Annotated in this window: 21 protein-coding genes and 1 pseudogene; 3 read left to right on the top strand and 19 right to left on the bottom strand. The window is 67.2% G+C overall.

All coding sequences use genetic code 11. The features are described from left to right. Positions 1-27: 27 nt before the first annotated feature. Positions 28-2,637, bottom strand: a complete 2,610-nt coding sequence (locus tag HBE63_RS09330) for a LuxR family transcriptional regulator (protein WP_166904496.1) — start codon at positions 2,635-2,637, stop codon at positions 28-30. Positions 2,638-2,834: 197 nt separating this feature from the next. On the opposite strand from HBE63_RS09330, the gene HBE63_RS09325 reads away from it, so the two are divergent. Next, the gene (locus HBE63_RS09325; protein ID WP_166904495.1) at positions 2,835-4,241 is read left to right on the top strand and encodes an aldehyde dehydrogenase family protein; all 1,407 of its coding nucleotides are present in this window, start codon (positions 2,835-2,837) and stop codon (positions 4,239-4,241) included. Between the two features lie 15 nt (positions 4,242-4,256). On the opposite strand, the gene HBE63_RS09320 is transcribed toward HBE63_RS09325, so the two are convergent. The 6 genes from HBE63_RS09320 to HBE63_RS09295 are packed head-to-tail and all read right to left on the bottom strand — an operon-like array spanning position 4,257 to position 10,966. Continuing rightward, positions 4,257-6,944 carry a fumarate reductase/succinate dehydrogenase flavoprotein subunit gene (locus HBE63_RS09320; RefSeq protein WP_208301331.1) on the bottom strand — a complete coding sequence of 896 codons (2,688 nt, stop codon included), beginning with the start codon at positions 6,942-6,944 and terminating at the stop codon, positions 4,257-4,259. Next, positions 6,941-7,690: an ABC transporter ATP-binding protein gene (locus HBE63_RS09315; RefSeq protein WP_166904494.1), complete on the bottom strand. Its 750-nt coding sequence runs from the start codon at positions 7,688-7,690 to the stop codon at positions 6,941-6,943. The genes HBE63_RS09320 and HBE63_RS09315 overlap by 4 nt, the downstream gene beginning before the upstream one ends. Next, on the bottom strand, positions 7,687-8,487 hold the full coding sequence (locus HBE63_RS09310) for an ABC transporter permease (RefSeq protein ID WP_371815018.1): 801 nt from the start codon (positions 8,485-8,487) through the stop codon (positions 7,687-7,689). Before HBE63_RS09310 ends, HBE63_RS09315 begins: the two co-directional genes overlap by 4 nt. Positions 8,488-8,543: 56 nt before the next feature. After that, the gene (locus tag HBE63_RS09305) at positions 8,544-9,974 is read right to left on the bottom strand and encodes an ABC transporter substrate-binding protein (RefSeq protein ID WP_166904492.1); all 1,431 of its coding nucleotides are present in this window, start codon (positions 9,972-9,974) and stop codon (positions 8,544-8,546) included. A 9-nt stretch (positions 9,975-9,983) separates the two neighbouring features. Continuing rightward, positions 9,984-10,211: a ferredoxin family protein gene (locus tag HBE63_RS09300; RefSeq protein ID WP_003880761.1), complete on the bottom strand. Its 228-nt coding sequence runs from the start codon at positions 10,209-10,211 to the stop codon at positions 9,984-9,986. Then, positions 10,208-10,966: a GntR family transcriptional regulator gene (locus HBE63_RS09295; RefSeq protein ID WP_243858580.1), complete on the bottom strand. Its 759-nt coding sequence runs from the start codon at positions 10,964-10,966 to the stop codon at positions 10,208-10,210. Before HBE63_RS09295 ends, HBE63_RS09300 begins: the two co-directional genes overlap by 4 nt. 268 nt (positions 10,967-11,234) lie before the next feature. On the opposite strand from HBE63_RS09295, the gene HBE63_RS09290 reads away from it, so the two are divergent. Then, positions 11,235-12,722 (top strand): HNH endonuclease signature motif containing protein, encoded by a 1,488-nt coding sequence (locus HBE63_RS09290; protein WP_166904491.1) that lies wholly within the window; start codon positions 11,235-11,237, stop codon positions 12,720-12,722. A gap of 219 nt (positions 12,723-12,941) precedes the next feature. Here HBE63_RS09290 and nusB read toward each other — a convergent pair whose 3' ends face one another. From nusB to HBE63_RS09275, 3 genes are read right to left on the bottom strand one after another with little or no spacing between them, the layout of a single operon-like run. After that, complete coding sequence (gene nusB, locus HBE63_RS09285; protein WP_166904490.1) at positions 12,942-13,430, bottom strand: transcription antitermination factor NusB; 489 nt, start codon at positions 13,428-13,430, stop codon at positions 12,942-12,944. Between the two features lie 2 nt (positions 13,431-13,432). Continuing rightward, positions 13,433-13,996, bottom strand: a complete 564-nt coding sequence (gene efp, locus HBE63_RS09280; RefSeq protein ID WP_166904489.1) for an elongation factor P — start codon at positions 13,994-13,996, stop codon at positions 13,433-13,435. A 24-nt stretch (positions 13,997-14,020) separates the two neighbouring features. Then, positions 14,021-15,106 carry an aminopeptidase P family protein gene (locus HBE63_RS09275; RefSeq protein WP_166904488.1) on the bottom strand — a complete coding sequence of 362 codons (1,086 nt, stop codon included), beginning with the start codon at positions 15,104-15,106 and terminating at the stop codon, positions 14,021-14,023. A 33-nt stretch (positions 15,107-15,139) separates the two neighbouring features. On the opposite strand from HBE63_RS09275, the gene HBE63_RS09270 reads away from it, so the two are divergent. Then, positions 15,140-15,709 carry a B-4DMT family transporter gene (locus HBE63_RS09270; protein WP_166904487.1) on the top strand — a complete coding sequence of 190 codons (570 nt, stop codon included), beginning with the start codon at positions 15,140-15,142 and terminating at the stop codon, positions 15,707-15,709. 54 nt (positions 15,710-15,763) lie between these two features. On the opposite strand, the gene aroB is transcribed toward HBE63_RS09270, so the two are convergent. The 9 genes and pseudogenes from aroB to HBE63_RS09225 form a co-directional block, all read right to left on the bottom strand. Then, positions 15,764-16,843, bottom strand: coding sequence for a 3-dehydroquinate synthase (gene aroB, locus HBE63_RS09265; RefSeq protein WP_166904486.1), 1,080 nt, complete (start codon positions 16,841-16,843; stop codon positions 15,764-15,766). A gap of 190 nt (positions 16,844-17,033) precedes the next feature. Then, positions 17,034-17,540: pseudogene (locus tag HBE63_RS09260) on the bottom strand (shikimate kinase); the annotation flags it as partial. Further along, positions 17,540-18,739, bottom strand: a complete 1,200-nt coding sequence (gene aroC / locus HBE63_RS09255) for a chorismate synthase (protein ID WP_166909580.1) — start codon at positions 18,737-18,739, stop codon at positions 17,540-17,542. The gene aroC and the pseudogene HBE63_RS09260, both read right to left, overlap by 1 nt. Before the next feature lie 49 nt (positions 18,740-18,788). Next, entirely contained in the window at positions 18,789-19,214 is a 426-nt protein-coding gene (locus tag HBE63_RS09250) for an A24 family peptidase (protein WP_166904484.1), read from the bottom strand. Positions 19,215-19,360: 146 nt separating this feature from the next. Then, positions 19,361-20,188 (bottom strand): shikimate dehydrogenase, encoded by an 828-nt coding sequence (locus HBE63_RS09245; RefSeq protein WP_166904483.1) that lies wholly within the window; start codon positions 20,186-20,188, stop codon positions 19,361-19,363. Beyond that, positions 20,178-21,422, bottom strand: a complete 1,245-nt coding sequence (mltG, locus tag HBE63_RS09240; RefSeq protein WP_166904482.1) for an endolytic transglycosylase MltG — start codon at positions 21,420-21,422, stop codon at positions 20,178-20,180. Before mltG ends, HBE63_RS09245 begins: the two co-directional genes overlap by 11 nt. Beyond that, a complete protein-coding gene (gene ruvX / locus HBE63_RS09235) occupies positions 21,415-21,933 on the bottom strand; it encodes a Holliday junction resolvase RuvX (RefSeq protein WP_166904481.1) in 519 nt (172 codons plus the stop codon). Before ruvX ends, mltG begins: the two co-directional genes overlap by 8 nt. A gap of 4 nt (positions 21,934-21,937) precedes the next feature. Continuing rightward, the gene (alaS, locus tag HBE63_RS09230) at positions 21,938-24,628 is read right to left on the bottom strand and encodes an alanine--tRNA ligase (protein WP_166904480.1); all 2,691 of its coding nucleotides are present in this window, start codon (positions 24,626-24,628) and stop codon (positions 21,938-21,940) included. Between the two features lie 129 nt (positions 24,629-24,757). Next, positions 24,758-25,147 (bottom strand): secondary thiamine-phosphate synthase enzyme YjbQ, encoded by a 390-nt coding sequence (locus HBE63_RS09225; protein WP_208301425.1) that lies wholly within the window; start codon positions 25,145-25,147, stop codon positions 24,758-24,760. Positions 25,148-25,207: the final 60 nt, after the last annotated feature.

Below are 25,207 nucleotides of genomic sequence, written 5' to 3'. Positions count from 1 at the left end.
ACCAGAGTGAGTACCCCGGTACCCGAATCAGCGGCGGTGCCGTCGGGGCAGCAGCGCGATCAGCTCGGCCCTGGTTGACACCGCGGTTTTCGCCATCGCGCGGTAGATGTGCCCCTCGACGGTGCGGACCGAAAGGTGTAGCCGGTCGGCAATCGCCCGGCTGGACAACCCAGCGCCGATCAGCATCGCGATCTCGCGTTCCCGGTCCGTCAAGGGCAGACGTTCGGCAGCGGTGAGCAACGCCGGTGTGGCCGCTCCACCGCATGCTTCGGCCAGTGCGGTGGCCCGCGTCGCCGCTGCCAGGGCCGACCCGCGCATGTCCTTGCGTCGATACGCCACCGCCGCACGACCGGCCGCGTCGGCCGCTGCCACCAGATCGCCGAGCCCCTCGAATTCTGTTGATGCCTCTGCCAACCCGTCACCGTCGTCGTGGGCCAGGGCCCGGCACAGCGCAGCAGCGGCACCGACTCGCGGCCCCTCCACGAGACCGGTCAACGCGTCGAGCCGCCGGGTGCCGGAATGATCGCCGAACTGTGCCGCGGTCTGCAGGCACAACACCTCGGCCGCGAATTGACGGTTGGCCCCGGCGGTGTCGGCGGCATCGAGCGCGATGTCGACGGCCTCCGATATCGCCCCCTGGGTCGCAGCGACCCAGGCCCGCACCAGGGCGTGCTCGTAGGCGAGGTAGTGCCAACTGGGATGCCGACATTCGTCGAGTTCGACCAGCGAATGGTCATCGGACAAACCGCTGATCGCCAGTGCAGTGGCCCTGGGCAGGTGAAAGCGATAGCCGAATCCGTTCGTCTCCCCCGCTGCCCGCATCATTTCGACCGCCGGATCCAGCAGTTCCGCCGCGTCGCCGAGCTGTCCGGCCCACGCCGCGGTGCGACCCATTAGCGCCATGCCGAACAGCTGTGCCGCGCCGGGCAGGTCGGCGGCCTGCCGGCTGAGCCGCTCGGCCTCCTCGCGTGCCTCGCGGATCCGCCCGGCCAGCAACAGCGCACCGATATGTGCGTCGGCGATGACGAACCGCGTGTGGGCCGCATCGAAGGAGCCGTCCGTGATGCGGTAGCCGACTTGGGCGGCTGCCACGGCCTCGTCGGTGCGGCCCGCGTCGCCGCATGACGCCGCCACGGCCCACGCGGTCACCGCGCCCACGATGGCAGGCAGCGCTTCCAGGTCCAGCCGGCTGAATGCGGCCCAGGCCTGTTCCGGATCACCCATCGCGGCCCAGTACACCGTGTAGAACGCGTCGGTACAGCCACGGGCGGACGCCGGGATGCCCGCCGCCGCATCATCGACATGCCGCTTGGCGCCGGCCGGGTCGGCCAGGGCCCACAACATGTTGGACGCCCGCAGGAAGGCCAGCCGGGCCCGTCCGTCGTCGGTGAGGTCGGCGGTCTCGATGGCGTCGAGCACCGCGTCCGATTCCTCACCCCGGCTCAGCCACGACAAAGCATGGGCCCGAATGAAATTCGCCTCTGCACCGCCGCCGGCCTCGATCGCCCCCTGGGCCAACCGGTCGGCCAGTGACAGATCGGAAAGCCACACCGCACCCTGTGCGGCCCGGGTCAACAAGTCGGGATCGAGCGGCAGATCCGAATCGAGCATCAGCGTGGCCCGCCGTACCACCACCCGCATGGAGTCGTGGTCATCCCGGTCACCGAGCGCGGTGGCCACCAGCCCGCGCAGTCGGCGCAACCGGGAACCTGGCACCCGGTTGCGCCTCACCTCGGAGTACAGCGGATGGGCGACCCTGACCTCCCGCTCGGTGGAATCGATGGTGATCAGACCACGTGTCTCGGCCGCAGCCACCGAATCGGCGTCGGTGATCGCGATCAGTCGATCCAGCTGGATCGGCTCGGCCACTGCCAGCACATCGACGACCTTGCTGACCGACGGTGGTAGTGCACCGATGCGTGCTTCGATCAATTCGACCAGCCCGGGCGGTATCACCGGATCTCCGGTCCACCGCCAGCACCCATCCTCGCAAGCGAGCCGCCCCTGGGTGACTTCTTGTTCGACGATGTTGCGCAGGTAGAGCACGTTGCCGCGAGTCAGCCGCCACAACCGGTGCGCTGCTTCCCCGTCGATCGGGCCCCCGAGCGCGGCGGTCAGCAATTGGGCTGACTCGTCGCGGGACAAGGGTTGCAGGTCCAACCGCTCGAACCGGCCACGCTCGCAAGCGGTCAGAACCTCGGCGGGCACTGGTGCACCTGTCCGCACGGTCAGCAGGAGCTTGGCTGCACCGCGCTGCACGATCTGCTGCAACACGAAACCCGACAACCCGTCGAGCAGGTGCGCGTCATCGACGCACACCAGTATCGGCCGGCCGTCGGATGACCCGGTGAGACCGTCGATCACCCGGCCGACCAGCGCCACACTGTCGGCGTCCGAGGTTCCCACCCACCGTGCGAACGTCCCCAATGGCAGCGCCCGGGCGGCCGATGTCCCTACCGCCCAACGGGTCTCATGGCCATTGGCGCCCACGGTCGAGAGCGCTTCACGGGCAATACGGCTCTTGCCGACCCCGGCAGCGCCATAGATCACGATCCCGGACAGTTCGGCGGAGTCCAGCGCGGCGTCGATCAGCCGGGTCTCCTCCAACCGCCCCGTCAGCGGCCAGGCGAGTCGCACGCATCGAGATTAAGCCGCCGCCCGGTCGTTAGCAGCGGTAACGACGAACTTCGATGTCGTAGAAACCTCTTTACGCTTTCTGCTTACGCGCATAAGCTCGCGGTGGTTTGTCCGCGGCCTCGCGCGCAGACCGACAGTTTTCGCAATCGACGTGCCAGGTCTGCCCCGCAGAGCGACTCGGCGAAAGGACGGATCAAGTGAGCAGCTCCATCCCGGTGTTCAACCCCTCCAACGAGGAGCAGATCGCGGAGGTCCCCGATTCGGATCAGGCCGCAGTCGATGCCGCGGTGGCCCGGGCACGAGAGACCTTCGAATCAGGGGTGTGGCGCAAGCTGCCCGCGGCCCACCGGGCCGACGTACTTTTCCGCGCCGCGGAGATCATCAAGGCGCGCACCGAGGAACTCGCGGAGATCGAGGCGCGGGACAACGGTATGAACGCAATGGCTGCGCAGCAGATCATCAAGGTCGCCAATGAAATGCTGATCTACTACGCAGGTTGGGTTGGCAAGATCCACGGCGAGTCGGCCAATCTCATCTCCGATGGCCTGCTCGGCCACTTCGAGGAATATCACACTTTCACCCAGCTCGAGCCGGTCGGCGTCGTGGGTCTCATCATCCCTTGGAACGGACCGTTTTTCGTCGCCATGCTCAAGGTCGCCCCAGCCCTCGCTGCGGGATGTAGCGCAGTCCTCAAGCCGGCTGAGGAAACCCCGCTGTCCGCGCTGAAGCTCGAAGAGATCTTCCGCGAGGCAGGATTGCCCGACGGTGTGCTCAATGTCATCACCGGGTACGGCGAGACCACCGGCGCGGCGCTCACCGCGCACTCGGACGTAGACAAGATCGCGTTCACCGGGTCAACGGAGGTGGGGCGACTGATCGTCAAGGCCGCTGCAGGCAACCTCAAGCGGCTGACGTTGGAACTCGGTGGCAAGTCGCCGCTGATCATGTTCGACGATGCGAATCTCGACAAGGCGATCATGGGCGCCGGCATGGGGTTGCTTGCCGGTTCCGGCCAGAACTGTTCCTGCACATCCCGTATCTATGTGCAGCGCAAGATCTACGACCGGGTGGTCGAAGGTCTGGCCGCGTTCGCCCAGATGCTGCCGATGGGCGGCTACGAGGATCCCACCTCGGTGTTGGGACCGTTGATCAGTGAGAAGCAGCGGAGCCGTGTGGAGGGCATCGTCAACGACGGCGTGGCCGGCGGCGCCGAGGTGATCACCGGTGGCAAGCCGATGGATCGCAAAGGCTACTTCTACGAGGCCACCATCATCACCAACACCACCCCCGACATGCGGCTGATCAAGGAGGAGATCTTCGGGCCAGTCGGGTCGGTGATCCCGTTCGACGAAGAAGAAGAGGCAATCTCCGCCGCCAACGACACCGAGTACGGCTTGGCCGGCGCGATCTGGACCGAGAACCTCAGCCGCGCCCACCGCGTTGCGAATTCCCTTCGGGGCGGCCAGATCTGGGTGAACTCCGCGTTGGCGGCGGATCCCTCTATGCCGATCTGTGGCCACAAGCAGTCGGGCTGGGGCGGTGAGCGGGGCAAGAAGGGACTCGAGGCCTACTTCAATACCAAGTCGGTCTACATCGGACTCTGACAGCGGCGGTGCCGCTCAACCAGCTAGCGCCTGCCGCGCGTAGGCGCGCACATCGGCGTCACTGTCGTCCAGCGCCACGGTCAGCGCCTGACGCGCCGCCGTCTCCGAATCGGCCCACCGACTCAGGCTCAGCACCGCGGCCTTGCGGACATCGAGGTGCTGATCCTCGAGCGCCCGTGACAAGGTCGGGACGGCCACCTCGGGCAGCGCCCCGGCCAGCGCCCGCGCCGCGCCCTGGCGGATCTGCCAGGCCGATTCGGTGAACGCCTTCTCGACGCTGACCACGTCGTCGTCGGTGCATCCGACCGCGCCGAGGGACGCCAGCGCCGCCGCCCGCACCAGCGGATCGGGATCGTCCAACGCCACCCGCACCGTGTCGGCGCCGGCCCGCAGCGTCGCCAGGCCGCCCACCGCGGCGATCCGCACCTCCCGGTTCTCATCGGTGGTGGCCACTGCGACCCCGGCGTGGTCGTCGACCGACACCAGCGCTCGGACCGCCTCGATCCGAACCCGGTGATCGACGTCGGTCGACGCGGCCCGGTACGCCTGGGCGCTGCCGACGCGCCGGGAACTCGACAGGTACACCGTGGCCGCGCGGACCACCGGGTCGGAGGAGTCCAAGCGGTCGACGAAAGCAGCCGGGTCGGGCAGGACCTCGACGAGTTCGCGAACCGCATCGGCGGTTTCTCGCCGTACCTCGGCGTCGTCGTCGGCCAGGGCGGCCACCAGCGCGGGCTGGTATCCGTCGGGCAGATGCTCGACGAGGGTGGCCACCGCGGTACGGCGCACGCCGGCGTCGCGGTCGGTCAGGTAGGTGTTCAGATCCTCCAGTGTGGGCTCCTCCAACGCCAGCACCGCGACGATGCGAGGTGACGGCGGCTGCACGGATGAGGTCGGGCGGACCCGGGAGTGCTCGGCTGCCGGAGCCCGGCCGCCGTGCAGGTGGGGTTGTTCGACTCTTGTCACGGGATCCTGCGAAGTCAGGTGGTCCAGCTCGGGCACCGCGACGAAATACGGTGCCACGGGCCGCTTCACGAACTGCATGGCACCATCGGCGTCCTTGTAGAGGTTGAGGTGGTAGCGCCACTCCTGATCGTCCCGCTGTGGCAGATCGGCGCGCTCGTGGTAGAGGCCCCAACGGGATTCGGTCCGGGTCAACGAGGACCGGGCCGCCATCTCCGCGCAATCACGGATGAAGGACACCTCGGCGGCACGCATCAACTCGTGCGGGGTACGCGCCCCGATACCCTCGACCTCGACGGCCATGCGCTCGAAGGTCTGTACCGCGATCGAAAGCTTGGTGGCGGTCTTCGGCGGCGCCACATAGTCGTTGACGAACCGGCGCAGCTTGAACTCGACCTGCGGCTGCGGCGGGCCGTTCGGGTGCCGCAGCGGGCGGTAGATCAGCTCGTGCGCCTGCGCCACCTGATCGGCGGGAAGCTCAACCGGTGCAGCCACTTCCGTCAGCGTCGTGGCGGCATGCTCACCGGCGAGGTCGCCGTAGACGAAGGCCCCGATCATGTAGTTATGCGGTACACACGCCAGGTCGCCGGCCGCGTAGAGGCCGGGCACCGTGGTGCGGGCATGCTCGTCCACCCACACGCCCGACGCGGAATGCCCTGAGCACAAACCGATCTCGGAGATGTGCATCTCGATATCGTGGGTGCGGTAGTCGTGCCCCCGGTTGGCGTGGAACGTTCCCCGGGTGGGCCGTTCCGTGGTGTGCAGGATGTTCTCCAGCGTGGACAGTGTTTCATCGGGCAGGTGGCTGACCTTCAGGTAGATCGGTCCGCGGGCCGATTCGATCTCCTCCTTGACCTCGGCCATCATCTGACCCGACCAGTAGTCGGAGTCGACGAACCGCTCCCCCAGCGCATTGACCTGATAACCGCCGAACGGGTTGGCCACATACGCGCACGCCGGGCCGTTGTAGTCCTTGATCAGCGGATTGACCTGGAAGCACTCGATTCCGGAGAGTTCGGCGCCGGCATGGTAGGCCATGGCGTACCCGTCGCCGGCGTTCGTCGGGTTCTCGTAGGTGCCGTACAGATACCCGGACGCGGGTAGCCCGAGGCGACCGCACGCCCCGGTGGACAGGATCACGGCCTTCGCCGCCACAGTGACGAATTCGCCTGTACGGGTGTTGAATGCGGCCGCACCGACCGCGCGGCCCTGATCAGTGAGCACGCGTACCGGCATCAACCGGTTCTCGATCCGGATCTTCTCGCGCATGGACCGTTGCCGCAGCACCCGGTACAGCGCCTTCTTGACGTCCTTACCCTCGGGCATCGGCAGCACATAGGAGCCCGATCGGTGCACGCGCCGTACGGCGTACTCACCGTGCTCGTCCTTCTCGAATTTGACCCCGTACCGCTCCAGCCGCTGCACCATGGCGAATCCACGGGTGGCGGTCTGATAGACGGTGCGCTGGTTGACGATTCCGTCGTTGGCGCGCGTGATCTCGGCGACGTAGTCCTCGGGTTCGGCCTTGCCGGGGATGACGGCGTTGTTGACGCCGTCCATGCCCATGGCCAGCGCTCCGGAGTGCCGAACATGGGCTTTCTCCAAAAGCAGCACCTGGGCACCGTTCTCGGCGGCGGTCAGCGCCGCCATGGTGCCCGCGGTGCCGCCGCCGATCACCAGCACGTCGCAGTCGATCCGGATCGCGTCGTCTACGTCGGGGATCTCGGTCAGTTCAGTCACGGTTGCTCCAGGGCGGCAATGATCTCGGCGCGCAGCGCGGATCGTTCGGGATGGTCGGTTCGGGGCTGGCCCACCTCGATGAGCGCGCGTAACGGTTGCCCGGCGCGGCCGAGCACGGCAACACGGTCACCCAGTGTGAGCGCCTCGTCGACGTCGTGGGTGACGAACACGATTGTCGTCGGATGGGCCTTCCAGGTGTCGATCAGCAGCCGCTGCATGGCCGCCCGGGTCTGCGTGTCCAGCGCGGCGAACGGCTCGTCCATCATGACCGCACGGGGTGCACCGGCCAGCCCGCGGGCGAGCTGGACCCGCTGCCGCATACCTCCGGAGAGGCTCTTCGGCAGGAAGTCGGCGAATCCGGACAGACCGACTTCGGCGATCCAGCGATCGGCCCGCTCCCGACGACCGGCTTTCGGTTCTCCCCGCAACTGCAGGGCCAGTTCGATATTGGACCGCACCGTGCGCCACGGCAGCAGCGCGCTGTCCTGGAACACCATGCCGCGGTCGCGTGAGGTGGTGGTGACGGGATCGCCGTCGGCCAGCACCCGGCCGCCGTCTGGCCGCAGTAGTCCGGTCAACGCGCGCAGCAGCGTGGACTTACCGCAGCCCGACGGACCGGTGAGCACGAGGATCTCGCCGGGCTGCACGGTGAGGCTCAGGTCCTCGATCACCGGAGTGCCGGTGTAGGACAGCCGGATTCGATCGAGTTCCAGCCGCATTCCCGTGCCGGCCAATGTTGCGCTCATCGCGTCGCCTCCCCGCCACGCGGCAGCCACCTGGTCGCCCGGCGACCGATCAGCTCGACCGCCGCGGCGGTGAGGAAACCGAGCACACCGATCGTGATGATGCCGACGAACACGTCGGGATAGTTCAGCACCGTGTAGGCCTGCCAGGTGCGGTAGCCCACGCCCAGGCGGCCCGAGATCATCTCGGCCGAGATCACGCAGATCCAGGCCACCCCCATTCCGACCGAGAGGCCGCCGAACAGCCCCGGCAGGATGCCCGGCAGTACCACCTGACGGAGTACGTCGAGGCGACCACCGCCCAGGGTGCGGACCGAGTCCTCCCAGATGGTCGGTAGGGCACGCACCGCATGCCGGACGCTGACCATGATCGGGAAGTACGCCGCCAGGAACGTGATGAACACGATTCCCGCCTCATCGCTGGGGAACAGCAGGATCGCCACCGGCACGATGGCGATCGCCGGGATCGGCCGCGCCAGTTCGGTCAGCGGGCCGAAGATGTCGGCGAACCACGCGGTGCGTCCCAGCAGGATTCCGGTGATCACCCCGACCACCGCGGCGATACCGAACCCGGTGAGAATCCGGATCAGCGACTGGCCGAGGTCCAGCCAGTACTCCGGGGTGCCCAGCCGGTTCACCAGGGCCGCAGTGATTTCGGTGACAGTGGGCAGAGTGTCGAACCGCAGACCTAACCGCACGTCGTTGGAGGTCAAGAGCTGCCACAAAACAATCGCGCTGACCACCGAGGCCAGACGCACCAGGCGGTGCCGCCAGACCGAAGTCGCGGGACGTGTACGCACCCCCTCCGGCGCGGCCGGCAGGTCGCTGACCGCAGCCGGAGCGGCGTCGGTGGTGGTCACACCGCACCTGCCAGCGCTTGCCGGTAGTCGACGATCGTCGCGCCGGGGTGCGCCGTGGTGTAGCGCTCGGCGCCGGCCTCGGTTCCGAACGGTAGGTAGCCTTCAGCGTCCGATCCGGGCAGACGCACCCACACCGACTTCTCGGCGAACCACCGGGTACCCAGTTCGGCATCGGCGACGTAGGCGGCGCGGACCTTCTTGCCCTCGCCTTCAGCCTGCCGGATCGCCTTGAGCAGGCAGACCGGCGTCGCCGCCGCCGTGGTGGTGTCCGATCCGTCCAGCCAGAGTTCGCCCGCGGTGGCCGGATTGTCGACGGCGCTATGGCAGACCGGGTCGGTACCGCTCAGCCCCGACGGGTTGGCTTTCGAGTTCAGTGCCTTGTCGTAGTCCTGGCCGCGCGCGGAGAACGCCGCCCGCAGCGGCCCGTCCTGCACGAAACCGGGCACATCGAGATCGGCGAAGTTGTCGATCGACTTCAGGTACGGCACATCGCCCTTGAGCGCGTCGACCAGCGACGGTTTGAGCGTGGTGTCGAACGAGGTGCCGCCCGGCCCGTTGTACAGGTACACAACCTCCTGTGGCAGCCCACTGCCCTCGGCTACGAGGCGGGCCGCCTCCAACGGCTTGGTGTTGAGAAAGTCGGTGGCATCCAGTTGGGCCTGAAGAAAGGCGTCGAGGACCTCCGGATGGTCGGCCGCATATGCCCGGCGCACCACCACGCCGTGCAAGGTCGGATAGTTCAGCTCGGCCCCGTCGTAAAGCAGCTTGGCCTTGCCCTGCTGGACCAACAGCCCCGGCCACGCGACAAACTGTGAAAGTGCCTGAATCTGACCCGATTCCAGCGACGACGCGCCGACCTGCGGCTGCTGGTTGAGCACCTCTACACCGGTCTTGGCGTCGACACCGGCCTTGCCGAGCGCTTGCACCAGCATGCCGTGGCCGGCCGATCCGACGCTGGCCGAGACCTTCTTACCGGCCAGATCGGTCAATGACTTGGCCGGCGAATCCGGTGCCACCACAACCATGTTCAGCGCGCCCTTCGGGTTGTACCCGGTGACCGACACGATTTCGGTCTTGGCGCGTTCGTTGGCCTGCGTCTTGGATCCGTTGATGAGCATCGGGTAGTCGCCCATGGAACCGATGTCGATCTTCTCGGCGACCATCTGTGCGGTGATCGGGGCGCCGGTGTCGTAGTCCTGCCACGTCACGTTGTATTTGGTGCCGGTGCGGGTGGTGATGTCGGCCAGGCGGCGTTCCAGGTACCCCTGGGCGCGCAACAAGGTTCCGGCGGTGACGGTGTTGATGGTCTTGGACTGGTAGCCGACGACGACATCGACAGTGTCGGAGGATTTCGTCGCCGAATCGAGAGAACATCCGGCCGCGGCGAGGGTCAGGCCGGTGGTCAGGGCGATCAGGGCTGTTTTCACTGGGGTCCTCTAGCGGATGAGATAGGGCATGTTGACGGTGACGGCGCCGGTGGGACAGCGGGCCGCGCAGGGCCCGCAGTACCAGCACTCGTCGACGTGCATGAAGGCCTTGCCGTTCTCGGGATTGATGGCCAGTGAATCAAGCGGGCAGACGTCCACGCACAATGTGCAACCCTCGATACACAGGGACTCGTCGATGGTCACCGGGACATCGGCGCGTTGATTGACCAGCGTCATACGTCTCTCCTAATAAGGTTGCCGCGCATGGCGATTCGGTCACCACGCATCCTGATGTACTCCAGATCGACGGGCGTGCCATCATCCAGGATGGTCAGCCGTTCGGCCATCAGCAGCGCCGATCCGGCCGGCACCTGCAATGTCGCCGCGGAATGCGGGTCGGCCGAAATCGCCTCCAGGGCAAGGCTCGCCCCACCCAGACGGCGCCCGCTGACCCGTTCGATGAGCGCGAAGATATCGTTGCTCTCCAGCGGATGGCCGATCACCTGCTCACCGATTTCGGGAGCCAGGTAGGTCAGATCCAGCGACAGCGGTAGATCGGCGAGGTAGCGCAGGCGCTCGATGAAGACCACTTGAGTTCCCGGCTCGAGTCCCAGCTTTCGGGCCACCGCCGGCGGGGCCGAGAGTCGCTGCACGGCACGGACTTCGTTACGTACGTCGCCGTAGTCCTTGAAGGTCTCTTTCAGACCCACCAGCGCGTCGAGGCCGTGATCGTACTTGCGGGCCGCCACGTGCGTGCCCACCTTGGTCCCGCGGTCGATCAAACCCTCGGTCTTGAGGACCGCGAGTGCTTCACGGACGGTGTTGCGGGAGACGAAGAATTCGGCGGCCAACTCCGCCTCGGCCGGGAGCGCGCCGTCATACGTGCCTTCGTAGATCTGGTGGCGCAGCACGTCGGCCACCTGGCGGGCCTGATCGGCGCGCGCACGACGGCTCGGCAGCGATACGGGATGGGCTTCGGGCTGCGACGACACGAACTCACGGTAAGCGGCGATTCAGGGGTGTCGCAGTGCGGCGAATCTGTCGTTTGCGCAGGTTAACTGATTGCGCCGCCCACTGACGTGCGGTACCTGGCGAAACCCTCCCTCGAGCGCGCATTGCGCCACCTCGGCCGTGACAAGAATTTACAAATCGCGATGATTGAAACGTCGTTTGGGCCGGCTCAAAAAAACTTCGGCCACATTGGCCACATCGGTCCCAAAGAGCGGATTCTTGTCAGTCAATCGCACTAGTGTTCGAAACATGAAGGTCGGGTTGACGCAGAGCCGGGGCGCGGTACAGACCGCGCTGGCCGACCACCTGGCAGCGACCACGACGCTCGTCAACGTTGATTTCACCGGGTTCGACACCGCGGAGTTACTGGCTATCCAGTCCGAGCGCGAGCGACAGGCCCGAGCGCAGGCGACGGTCGATCACCGCATCCAGTCGGCGCTGATGGCCCGGACCAGTCCACGGGAGATCGGTGGAAAGTCATGGACTGACGTCCTTGCCACCCGGATGCGCATCAGCCGCAAGGAAGCGTCGCGCAGAGTGGCCGCGGCCGCAGACCTCGGGCCGCGATATGGCCTCACCGGCGAGGCGTTGGAGCCGATGCTGCCCGCATGCGCGGAAGCGCTGCGGTCAGGATCGATCAACACCGAACACATCACGATCATCCGCCGCACGGTGGTGGAAGCGGAAAAGTACGTCGGCCCAGCCGAACTCGCCCAGATCGAGTCGGACCTGGTGGCCGCAGCGACCCACGACACTCCCGAAACCCTCAAGGCCGCTGCCGACAAACTCCTGTACCTGCTGAACCAGGACGGCGACAGTCCCGATGTCGCAGCACACCTGCGTGGGCTGTGTATCGGCAAACAGGACGCCGACGGGTTGGTACATGTCGAAGGCTGGCTCGATCCCGAGGCGGCGTCATATCTCACCACGGTCACCGGCGTGTGGGGCGCACCGGGCATCAACAACCCAAGTGACCCACAACCGGTCCACAACCCGACACCCAGCCCACTGGACATTCCCGACGCCCCAGACGCCGAAGCCGCTGACGTTGAGGCCGAGGCGGCTGCTGCCCGCACCACCGCCACATCGCCAGACCAGCAAGCTCAGCAACAGCAGCAGGCCGCCGCCGACCGCGACACGCGAACCCAGGCGCAACGCAACCATGACGCACTCAAAGCCGCGCTGCGCGAACTACTGATGTCCAAACGACTTGGCCAGCACGGCGGCCTCCCGGTCACCGTGGTCGTCTCCACCACCCTGGCCGAACTGGAAGCCGGAGCCGGTATCGCCGTCACCGGGGCGGGCATCCGGATGCCGATGACAGACCTCATCCGGCTGGCATCGCACAGTTTCCACTACCTCATCGTCTACGACCACCACACCGCAGAGCCCCTGTACATGGCCCGCACCAAACGGTTGGCCACCAAAGCGCAACGGCTCCTGCTCTACAACCGAGACCGCGGATGTACCCGCCCGGGTTGCACCGCACCGGCAGACTACTGCGAGGCGCACCACGCCGAAGCCGACTGGCAACACGGCGGACGCACCGACGCCCCCGCCCTCGCCCTGAGCTGCGGTCCTGACAACCACCTCGTCGGACTGGGCTGGACCACCAGTGTCGATCCAGACACCGGCCGCATCCACTGGCATCCCCCGCCCCTGATGGACACCGGCCAAGACACCATCAACCACCACTTCCACCCCGAGGAACTACTCGTTCCCCCGGAAGCCTGTTGACCCAACGAACAGGTCCGATGCAACTCAACTACGCAGGCGTACAACGTGATCGAGTTCCACCAGGGCGGAATCGACACGTACCGCCAGCCCGGCCTTAACCTTCAGCGTCATTGCCGCACTCGAGTGGGGTTTCCGGTGTACGCGGCGACGGAGACCCGAATCTCAGGCCGTCCTCGTGGCACCGAATACACCGGTGAGCCCGACGTTCGGGACAGCTATCTACTGTTCGGAGTTGTCCGGGGTCGCGCCTTGCACAGCCGCGGCGGCGGCCCGGATCTGCGGGGTCACCAACATCACCTGGCCCAGCACACCGTTGACGAACCCGGGCGATTCATCGGTGGACAACTCTTTGGCAAGCTCGACGGCTTCATCGACTGCCACCGGCTCGGGGACGTCCTCGGCATGGAGCAATTCCCAGACCGCCACCCGCAGGATGGCCCGGTCCACGGCGGGCAGTCGTTCCAGCGTCCAACCCTGCAGGTGCGCCGAGATGAGATCGTCGACGTGGGCGGCGTGCTCGGTGACGCCGCGCGCCACCGACACCGTGTAGGGATTGAGCGGCGTGACGTCGGGCTGATCCTCGGCCAGCGCGGCGCGGCCATCGGCCACCGCCTCCGCCGTCAGCCCGCGGGCTTCGGCTTCGAACAGTAGATCGACGGCACGCTTGCGGGCCTGGTGACGGCCCCGGTCACCGCGGCGGTCAGGCATGGTCAGCCATTCACGCGGCCGAGGTAGCTGCCATCACGGGTGTCGACCTTGAGCTTGTCGCCGGTGTTGATGAACAGCGGGACCTGGATCTCGGCGCCGGTCTCCATGGTGGCGGGCTTGGTGCCGGCGCTGGAGCGATCGCCCTGTAGGCCTGGCTCGGTGTGGCTGACGAGCAGCTCGACCGACACCGGCAGTTCAAGGTACAGCGGGGCGGACTCGTGGAAGGCGATCTGGACCGGCAGGCTCTCCAGCAGGAAGTCGGCCAAGCGGCCGACGAGTGCCTCGGACAGCGGGTGCTGATTGAAGTCCTCGGAATCCATGAAGACGAAGTCGTTGCCGTCGCGGTACAGGTAGGTGGCGTCGCGCCGGTCCACGGTGGCGGTCTCCACCTTCACACCCGCGTTGTAGGTCTTGTCGACGACCTTGCCGGACACCACGTTCTTCAGCTTCGTCCGCACGAAGGCCGGGCCCTTACCCGGCTTGACGTGCTGGAATTCGACGATCTGCCACAGCTGTCCGTCGATCTGCAGGACAAGCCCGTTCTTGAAGTCGGCAGTCGATGCCATGAGGGTGCAGCTCCTAAGCTTTTGTCACAAAATGGCCAGTTCCTTGGAGAACCGGGTAAGCAGGTCGGGTATCGCCTCTCCGACGACCAGGGTGTCCTCGATCCGGACACCGCCGCGATCGGGCAAGTAGACACCAGGCTCAACGGTGACCGCAGAGCCAGCAAGCAGTGTACCGGCGGCAGCGGCATTGATTCCCGGCGCTTCGTGGATCTGCAGTCCGACACCATGACCGAGGCCGTGACCGAAGTTGTCGCCGTAGCCGGCATCGGCGATGACCTGGCGCGATGCCGCGTCCACCGCGCTCAGTGAAACGCCGGGGGCCAGCGCGTCGCGCCCGGCCTGCTGTGCGGCGGCGACCAGCTCATAAACGTCGCGCTGCCACTGGGCCGCCGGGCCCAGCACGAACGTGCGCGTCATGTCGGAGTGGTAGCCGGCCACCAGGGCACCGAAGTCGATCTTGACGAAGTCCCCTGTGGCCAGCACCGCATCCGTCGGCCGATGGTGCGGGATGGCGGAATTCGCGCCCGTCGCCACGATCGTCTCGAAGGACGGCCCGTCTGCGCCGTGATCGAGCATCAGGGCTTCGAGCTCGTTGCGGACCTCCCGTTCGGTGCGGCCGGGCCGCAGACCGCCGCGTTCCAACAGCTCGGTGAGCGCGGCGTCGCCGGCCTCACACGCCAACCGCAGCATCGCGATCTCACCGGCGTCCTTGACCTCCCGCAGGGCCTCCACCGTGCCGGCCGCGCGTACCCACTCGACCGAGTCGCCGGCCGCCTTCTTCAGGGCCGTGTAGGCGTCCACCGTCACCACGTGGCTCTCGAAACCCAATCGCAGGGCGCCGGCTCGGGCGGCGCGCCCGGCGAGGTGCGACCCGCAGGCCCGCTCGATGACCACCTCGGCGTCGGGCGACTGCTGCGCGGCCTGCGTGCGGTAGCGCCCATCAGTGGCCAGCACCGGCACGACATCTTCGGCGAGGATCAGCAGGGCCGCGTTCGAACCCGTGAATCCGGACAGATAACGCACGTTGACCAGGTCAGTTACCAACATCGCGTCCAGACCCAAGTCGGCCAGTCGACGCCGCAGCCGGTCCCTGCGCTGGGAAATAGTCACGGTCGTTGACGCTACTCGCTACAGTGTGCCCCCATGAGCAAGTGGTTACTGCGCGGAGTGGTGTTCGCAACAGCGATGGTCATCGTGCGCTTATTGCAAGGAGCACTGATCAATGCCTCGCCGGGTAATGCCACCTGGTTCAGTCTGGGGCTGGTCACGTTGTTCGGAATCGGCGTGCTGATCTGGGGTCTGATCGACGGCCAGTCTGACGCACGTGCCAATCCGGATCCGGATCGTCGTGCCGACATGGCGATGACCTGGCTGGTCGCCGGCTTGTTCGCCGGCGTCGTCAGCGGCGCGGTGGCGTGGTTCATCGGGGTCTTCTACAAGAGCCTCTACACCGATGCGCTGCTGAACGAGATCACCACCTTCGCGGCGTTCACCGCGCTGCTGGTGTTCCTGCTCGGCGTCGGCGGCGTGACCGTGGGCCGCTGGCTGGTGGACCGCAAGGCTCCCCCGCAGCCCCGCCAACGCCACCACGGCCTGGCCGCGGACGACCGCGCCGACACCGATGTGTTCGCCGCCGTGAGCGCCAACGGCGCCGCCGAGACCGCCGACGACACCACTCAGACCATCGAGTACCCCGAGCAGCCCAAGCAGTAGCAAGCCCCTGCCCGCACGGGCAGAGGAGAATTCAGGCGCAGGTGGCGCGGGCGATCAGGCCCGCGCCACTTCTGCGTATGCGGCCGCCAACAGTGAGGGGTCCGGGCCTTCCAACCGGCCTGGCTTGGCCAGTCCGTCGAGCACGACGAACCGCAGTACCCCCGAGCGGTTCTTCTTGTCGCCTGCCATGTAATCCATCAACTGGGGCAGGGCGTCACCGTCGTAGGTGACCGGCAACCCGAGCGCGGTCAGCACGGAGCGGTGCCGCTCAGCGGTCTTGTCGTCGAGACGTCCGGCCAGCCGGCCCAATTCGGCCGCGAACACCAACCCCACCGACACCGCGGCGCCGTGGCGCCACTTGTAGCGCTCGCGGCGCTCGATGGCGTGCGCGAGGGTGTGGCCGTAGTTGAGGATCTCTCGCAACTGCGACTCTCGTTCGTCGGCAGCAACCACCTCCGCCTTGACTGCGATCGCGCGACGGATGAGTTCGGGAAGCACTGTTCCGGTGGGATCCAGCGCCGCCTCCGGATCGGCCTCGATCAGGTCGAGGATGACCGGGTCGGCGATGAAGCCGGCCTTTACGATCTCGGCCATCCCGGCGACGATCTCGTTGCGCGGCAAGGTTTCCAGGGTTGCAAGGTCGACCAGCACCGCGGCCGGCTGATGGAAGGCACCGACGAGGTTCTTGCCGGCATCGGTATTGATCCCCGTCTTGCCGCCCACCGCCGCATCCACCATGCCCAGCAGGGTGGTGGGTACGTGCACGATGTCGACGCCACGCAACCAGGTGGCCGCAGCAAAGCCCGCGACATCGGTGGCCGCTCCCCCGCCCAGGCTGACGACCGCATCCTTGCGGCCAATACCGATGCGCCCCAGCACTTCCCAGATGAAGCCGACGACGGGCAGCTCCTTGCCCGCCTCAGCATCCGGAATCTCGATGCGGTGGGCTTCAATTCCCTTGTCGGCCAAGTGTTGCCGGATAGCTTCTGCAGTCTGGGTCAGCACCGGCTGATTCAAGATCGCCACCTTGTGACGGCCCTCGAGCGTGTTTCCCAGCTCGCCGAGCAGGCCGCTTCCGATGATGACCGGGTAGGGCCGGTCCACCAGTACCTCGACGATTACCGGGTTAGTCATCATGTCGCTCCGCGTTGCGAGCGGCCAGGGCCGCTGGGGTGGGTATGGCTTTCGATTCAGTGCCGGATGTGGGCTTGGCGCCGGTGGCCTCGGAACCGGACGAGGATCCGGATGCCGGACCACGCCGCCACGGCGGGCGGCGCCGGCGCCGTTTGGCTGTCCGCGGCTGTTGCTCCTGTTTCTGAGCCGGGGGGTCTTCCAGCCGCGTGACGATGGTGCGCACCACCGCGCCGGGATTGCGCCGGTTGGTGTTGATCCGCATGGTCGCGACCCGACGGTACAGCGGCACCCGTTCGGACATCAGGGCACGGAACTTCTCGGCCCGGTCAGGCCCGGCCAGTAGTGGCCGGACCGTGGAACCACCCGTTCGGCGCACCCCCTCGGCGGCGCTGATCTCCAGGTATACAACGGTGTGACCGGCCAGTGCGGCACGCACTCCAGGGGTGGTGACCGCGCCGCCGCCCAGCGACAGCACGCCGTCGTGGCTGGCCAGCGCCGAGCGGATGACCTCTTCTTCGATACGGCGGAACTCTGCCTCGCCGTCACCGGCGAAGATGTCGGCGATCGTGCGGCCGGTGGTCTCTTCGATCGCGGCGTCGGTGTCGAGCATCGTGAGGTTCAGCGCCTTCGCAAGCCGGCGGCCGATGGTCGACTTGCCCGAACCCGGCAGGCCGATCAGTACCGCCTTGGGGGCCATCAGCCCAGTGCCTGCGCCGCCGGCTCGCGCTCGGCGACGGCCCGCAGGTAGGCGTCGATGTTGGCGCGGGTCTCGGCCAGTGAGTCCCCACCGAACTTCTCCAGCACGGCGCGGGCCACCACGAGGGCGACCATTGTCTCCACCACCACACCGGCGGCCGGCACCGCACACACGTCGGAACGCTGGTGAATGGCGACGGCTTCTTCGCCGGTGGCCATGTCGACGGTGGCCAGGGCCCGAGGGACGGTCGAGATCGGCTTCATCGCGGCCCGGACCCGCAGCGCCTGGCCGTTGGTCATGCCACCTTCCAGACCTCCGGCCCGGTTGGTCGAGCGCAAGACCCCGTCGGGGCCGGGGTACATCTCGTCGTGGGCGACGCTGCCTCGCCGTCGCGCGGTCTCGAAGCCGTCGCCGATCTCCACGCCCTTGATCGCCTGGATGCCCATGACGGCGGCGGCCAGTTGGCTGTCGAGACGGTTGTCCCCACTGGTGAACGAGCCCAACCCGATCGGCAGACCCGCGACGACGACCTCGACGACACCGCCGAGGGTGTCGCCGTCCTTCTTGGCGTCCTCGATCTCGGCGATCATTGACGTTTCAGCAGCTTCGTCGAACGCTCGGACGGGGCTCGCATCGATCGCCTCCAGGTCGGAGAACTGCGGCGGCGGCCCGTCATATGGCTTTGACGCGCCGATGGAGATGACGTGCGAGACCACCTCGACACCAAGCGCTGCCCGCAGGAAGGCGCGAGCCACGGTGCCGGCCGCCACGCGCGCAGCGGTCTCGCGGGCACTGGCACGTTCCAGCACCGGACGCGCGTCGTCGAAGCCGTACTTGAGCATGCCCGCGTAGTCGGCATGCCCCGGGCGCGGACGGGTCAGCGGGGCATTGCGCGCCACGTCGAGGTCACCTGGATCGACCGGGTCCGGAGACATCACGGTCTCCCATTTGGGCCATTCGGTGTTGCCGATCTCGATGGCGATCGGCCCGCCCAGGGTGGTGCCGTGACGCACCCCGGCCAGCATGGTGACCTGGTCCTGTTCGAACTTCATCCGGGCGCCCCGGCCGTAGCCGAGGCGACGACGCTTGAGCTGTGCCCCGATCTCCTCGGAGGTGATGGGCACGCCGGCAACCATCCCTTCGAGCATGGCCACCAGGGCGCGGCCGTGGGATTCACCAGCTGTGGTCCATCGCAACACGGCTGTCATTCTCCCACGTCGGGGTTTGCCTCCCGAAATCCGTGGTCGGTCAGGCCAGAACCAAGGCAACCGCAGCGGCACTGGCCGCACACATCGACGGTCCGTGCGGCACGGTCCGGATACCGCGCACGGCCGCACCGAGCGCCAGTATCGCGGTCAGCAACGGTGCGCACAGCGCCGCCAGCAGCCACACATCGACACCGAACGCACCGGTCATCGCGCCCAACCCGACCGCGAGTTTGACGTCGCCGCCGCCCATGGCCCGCGGAGCCAGCAGATGGACCACCAGATACGGCGCGCTCAGCCCGCCCGCCCCGACAATGGCGGCGACCCCGTATCCCGACAGCACCGCCACAATCAGGGTCAGCACAGCCCCGGGCAAGGTCAGCCAATTCGGCAGCCGACGCTGCCAGATGTCGTATCCACTCAGCGCCGTCAGCCAGGCGACCGCGATGACGGTAACCCCCACCACCATCCACCGAGGCTAATGGCCACCGACGGTGGTCATTGGCACCTCTTGTGGGCTGACCGGCCCCGGAGATTCGTCGATTTCTACACCAAGGTCGCCACCCCCGATTCCACAACCTTGTTGTAGAAATCGGCACGAGGATCGGCGCGGGCTCAGCGCAGCGCGTCTCTCATCGCCTCTTTGGGAGCGGGCATCCCGGTGAACTGTTCCACCTGAGCGAAGGCCTGGTTCAGCAGCATCTGCAGTCCGTTGACCACCTCGCCGCCTGCGGCCTCGACAGCCTGGGCCAGCGGGGTGGGCCACGGGTCGTAGATGGCGTCGAGCACGCGCGGCACCGTCGCGAGTGTGGCCGCGTAGGCGGCGGCCGCCTCAGCCGGGATGGTGCTGACGGCCGCATCCGCGGTCGCCACCGCGTCGGTCAGTGCCGCACTGCCGATGTCGCACCAGCTGCTCTGTGCCCCACACCGGCCGGCCAACTCCACCAGCCGCGAGGCCTTGCCCTCGTCGCGCGCCACGATGGTGATCCGCTGTACGCCGAGTTCGGCCAGGGCGACCACAGCGGCCGGGGCCGTACCGCCGGACCCGATGACCAGCGCCGTTTCGCCGGCCGTGCCGAGCGCTCCGGTTACCCCGTCGATATCGGTGTTGTCGGCGCGCCAACCACCCGTGGACATCCGGACCAGGGTGTTGGCCGAACCCACCAATTCAGCGCGTTCGGTGCGCTGATCGGCGAATTCCAGTGCGGCGAACTTGCCGGGCATGGTGATCGACAGGCCGACCCATTCCGTGCCCAGGGCGCCGACGAGGCCCGGCAGTTGTTCGGCGCTGCACTCGATGCGCTCGTAGGTCCACGACGGCAGCCCCAACGCCCGGTAGGCCGCCAGATGCAGCTGCGGCGAACGCGAATGGGTGATCGGCGAGCCGAGGACCGCAGCTTTCCGGGTGCTGTCGGGCACGGCGGCGGGCCGCCTATCTGGCACTGTCGAGGACACCGTTGTGCTGCGCCTGTTCGATGTTGGCCAGGTGCTGGTCGTAGTCACGGGTGAACAACGTGGTGCCCTGCAGATCGATGGTCACGAAGTACAACCAGTCCCCTGCCGCCGGATGCTCGGCCGCGGCCAGGGCGTCAGTGCCCGGCGAGCAGATCGGGGTCTGCGGAAGCCCTTGACTCATATAGGTATTCCACGGGGTGGTCTTGGCCCGGTCGTCATCGGTGGTCGCCACTTCCTGGCGGTCCAGCGGATAGTTCACGGTCGAGTCGAACTCCAGCTTGCGGTGTTCGGCCAGCCGGTTGTAGATCACCCGGGCGACCTTGTCGAAGTCCTGCGGCTTGGCCTCGCGTTGCACCAGGGATCCGACCGTGAGGATCTGATACGGCGACATCTGCATTGCGGCGGCAGTGTCGAGCAGACCGCTCTGGGTGTACACGGTGGCGCTGCCGGCGATCAGGGTGGACAGGATGTCCTGCGGCTTCCCGGCCGGGTCGACATTCCAGGTGCCGGGCGCGATCAGCCCCTCCAGCCGCCGGTGATCGTTGGGCATCGCCGCAACCGGACCCGCGGCCCAGTCGGGTACCGCCAAGGCGGCGGCGGGCGCCGTCTGCGCGGCCGCCCGTAGCTCATCGACCGGTACGCAGCGCTTCGCGCCGTCGAGTTCGACGCAGGAGGCCTGCGAGATCAGCGTGAAGATGCCTTCGGTGATGGCCTTGGTCCTGACATCCGCGGTGTCATCGAGCTGACGACCCTCCGGGATGGTCAGCTTGCCCACCCGGCTCTCCGGATCAGCCAGGCGCTCAACGGCGTTGGCCGCCGGGATCTCGGTGCGCAGCTTGTAGAACCCGGGTTGAATCGCCGAGATCGCGTCGTTCTTGTGGGCCGCGTCGACGAAGGCCTTGATCGTGGCGACCACCTTCTGGTCCTGCAGGGTCTTGGCGATCGCCGTCGTGGAATCGCCGTCGTGGACCTGGATGACGACATCGGCGACACCGTCCCCGGCGTAGTCGCTGGCGGATCCGGACATGCCGTGCCACAGCCTGGAGCCCAGGAAAACCGCGCCGATCACCACCACGATGAGCGCTGTGAGAGAGAAGCCCCTGGTGACGCGTCGCTTCCGGTCATTGCGGGCTTTGCGGGCCCGCTCGGCCTTGCTCAGCCCGCGGCGCGGTGGTCCAACCACCTCGGGCTTGGCCTTGTCGGCGCCCCACTTCTCAGCCATCCATGCCCTCTCCGCGCGCAGCCAGAGCCGCACGCCGCTGCTCCAGCCAGCTCTGCAGAATGCCAACCGCAGCGGCTTGGTCGATCATCGCCTTCTGTCCCTTTGCCCGGACCCCCGCTTCGCGCAACGATCGCTGCGCCGACACAGTAGTGAGCCGCTCATCGGCCAACCGCACCGGTATCGGGGCGATCCGGCGGGCCAGCAGATCCGCCAGTTCGATGGCGTCGACGGCGGAGGACCCGGCCCGGTCGGCGAGTGTGCGTGGCAGTCCGACGACGACCTCGACGGCGTCGTACTCGCCGATCAAAGTCACCAGTCTGCGCAGGTGTCTGCCCGACCTGTCCCGCTTGTCCCGCTGAACGGTCTCGACCGGGGTGGCCAGGATCCCGTCGGGATCGCAACTGGCCACACCGATCCGAACGGTTCCGACGTCGATGCCGATACGCCGACCCCGTCCGGGGTCATCGTCCCCTGGGCGGTCCGGTAGCCGGTCGTCGACGGTGTCGGACACGAGGCTAGCCTCGGCCGATCTCGGCGCGCAGCGCGGCCAACGCCGCGTCGATACCCGCCGCCCCCTTACCGGAACCTTGTGCCATGTCCGCCTTGCCGCCCCCGCGGCCGTTGACCGCCGCGCCGAACTGCTTGACGAGTTCGTTGGCGCGCAGACCCAGATCCTGCGCGGCCGGATTGACCGCCACCACGAACGGCACCGAGTCGTCCTCGCCGTCGGCGATCAGCGCGACCACCCCCGGGTCGGAACCGAGCTTGCCCTTGATGTCGCCGACGAGGCTGCGCAGATCACCGGCCGACATGCCGCCGGCCATGCGTTGTGCGACCACCCGGACCTTGCCGATGGTCTCCGCACCCGCGGCCGCATTGGCGGCGGCGGCCCGGGCGTTGGCCAACCGGGCCTTGTCCAGTTCCTTCTCGGCCGCCTTGAGTCGTTCCACCAGGTTCGCCACCCGGGCGGGCACCTCTTCGGAGGGCACCTTGAGCGACGAGGCCAGTCCTGCCATCAGGGCGCGTTCCTTGGCCAGATGGCGGAAGGACTCCAGCCCGACGTAGGCCTCGACCCGGCGCACACCAGAACCGACCGAGGATTCGCCGAGGATGGTGACCGGGCCGATCTGGGCCGAATTGTGCACGTGCGTACCACCGCAGAGTTCCAGTGAGAAGGGGCCGCCGATCTCGACCACCCGCACCTGGTCGGGATAGTTCTCGCCGAACATCGCCATCGCGCCCATCGCCTTGGCCTTGTCCAAGGCGGTGACGAAGGTGTTCACCTGGTAGTCGGCTGCCACCGCTTCGTTGGCGACCTCTTGGATTTCGGAGCTCTGGGATTCAGTCAGAGCCCCTTGCCAGTTGAAGTCGAACCGGAGGTAGCCGGGACGGTTCAGTGAACCTGCCTGAACGGCGCTGGGGCCCAGTACCTGTCGCAACGCGGCGTGCACCATGTGGGTGCCGGAGTGTCCCTGTGTGGCACCGTGACGCCACTTCGCATCGACTGCGGCGGTGACGGTGTCGCCCTCGACGAACTCTCCGGACTCCACGTTGATGCGGTGTGCCCACAGGGTTTTGGCGATCTTTTGCACATCGGTGACGGCCGCCCTGGATGTTCCGGAGGCGCCAGTGCCGGAAATCGTGCCTTCGTCGGCGATCTGGCCGCCGGCCTCGGCGTAGAACGGGGTGCGGTCCAGGATCAGTTCGACGCGCTCGGCGTCCACATCCTCGTGGGTCACCACCGGCACCCGCTTGCCGTCGACGAAGATTCCGAGAATTCGTGCCTCGGTGGACAATTCGTCGAAGCCGGTGAACTCGGTGGGCCCGGCGTCGACCAGCTCGCGGTACGCGGACAGATCGGTGTGGGCCTGCTTGCGCGCGGCGGCGTCGGCCTTGGCGCGCTGACGCTGCTCGGCCATCAACGTCCGGAAGCCCGGCTCGTCGACCGAGAGGCCGGCCTCGGCCGCCATCTCCAGGGTGAGGTCGATCGGGAAACCGTAGGTGTCGTGCAAGGTAAATGCGTCGTTGCCGGACAGCGTGGACTTTCCGGCGGTGCGCGTCGCCGAGGCGGCGTCGTCGAACAGCTTCGAACCCGCGACCAAGGTGCGGTTGAACGCGGTCTCCTCGGCCACCGCGATTCGGTGGATCCGCTCGAAGTCGGTGACCAGTTCCGGGTAGGACGGGCCCATCTCGTCGCGCACGGTGGTCATCAGCCGGCTCATGATCGGCTCCTCGACACCCAGCAGCTTGGCGGCGCGGATGATGCGGCGCAGCAACCGCCGCAGCACGTAGCCGCGGCCTTCATTGCCGGGGCTGACACCGTCGCCGATGATGATCGCCGCGGTGCGACTGTGATCACCGATGATGCGGTAGCGGACATCGTCCTCGTGGCTGCCCGCGCCGTAACCGCGAGGGGCGATCCCGGCGACCAGATCGATCACCGGACGCACCAGGTCGGTCTCGTAGACGTTGTCCACGTCCTGCAACAGGCAGGCGATGCGCTCGACGCCCATGCCGGTGTCGATGTTCTTGCGCGGCAGCGGCCCGAGGATCTCGAAGTCGTTCTTCGAGGTGCCCTCCCCGCGCTCGTTCTGCATGAACACGAGATTCCAGATCTCGATGTAGCGGTCCTCATTGGCCTCGGGCCCGCCCTCGATGCCGTATTCGGGGCCGCGGTCGTAGTAGATCTCCGAGCACGGTCCGCACGGCCCGGGGATGCCCATCGACCAGTAGTTGTCGGCCATGCCGCGACGCTGGATGCGCTCGAGCGGCAGCCCGGCGACTTCCTGCCACAGGCGGATCGCCTCGTCGTCGTCCAGATAGACCGTTGCCCACAGCCTTTCCGGGTCGAATCCGTAGCCGCCCTCGCTGACCGGGTTGGTCAGCAGGGTCCAGGCCAGCTCGATGGCACCCTTCTTGAAGTAGTCGCCGAACGAGAAGTTGCCGGCCATCTGGAAGAAGGTGTTGTGCCGGGTGGTGATGCCCACCTCGTCGATGTCAGGGGTCCGGATGCACTTCTGCACGCTGGTGGCGCGGTCCCAGGGCGGTGTGCGGGCACCGAGGAAGTAAGGCACGAACTGCACCATGCCGGCGTTGACGAACAACAGGTTGGGGTCGTCGAGGATCACCGAGGCACTGGGCACCTCGGTGTGGCCCGCCTTCACGAAATGATCGAGGAAGCGCTTCCTGATCTCGTGTGTCTGCACGTTGCTCGTGTCCTCGTGTTCGTGGGTGGCTGGGGTTGCGCAGGCAACCACCAGTTAGACCGCTTTACATTACCGTTCTGCGCGTTCACCCCGAAAAGGCGACGAGGCGCACGCCGCTGAGCCCGCCGGTCACGCCCCCAGAAAGCTCAGGCGCACCGACCGCTGCGGGTTGTCGCGGTTCAGATCGACCAGCACCACGCTCTGCCAGGTCCCCAGCAGCGGACGGCCAGACTGTACCGGCAATGTCACCGATGGCGAGACCAGCGCAGGTAGCACGTGATCGGCGCCATGGCCGAACGAACCGTGGCTGTGCCGGTAGCGGTCATCGCGCGGCAACAACCGTTCCAGGGTATCGAGCAGGTCGTCGTCGGAGCCGGCACCGGTCTCGATGATGGCCACACCGGCGGTCGCGTGCGGGACGAACACATTGCACAGGCCGTCACGATGGGCCCCGCAGAACTGCCGCACCGCGTCGGTGAGATCGACGATGCGGCGCCGCGAGGTGTCCACGTCGAGCACGTCGGTGTCCATCCGCCCAGCCTACGAGGCGCCCGCGGGCCCATTGCCACCTGCGGCGTA

Origin of the sequence: Mycobacterium sp. DL440, from assembly GCF_011745145.1 — a bacterium.
In the GTDB taxonomy this organism is placed as follows: domain Bacteria; phylum Actinomycetota; class Actinomycetes; order Mycobacteriales; family Mycobacteriaceae; genus Mycobacterium.
Note: the sequence above shows the minus strand (reverse complement) of the source record. Positions and strands in the feature narration are given on the sequence as shown.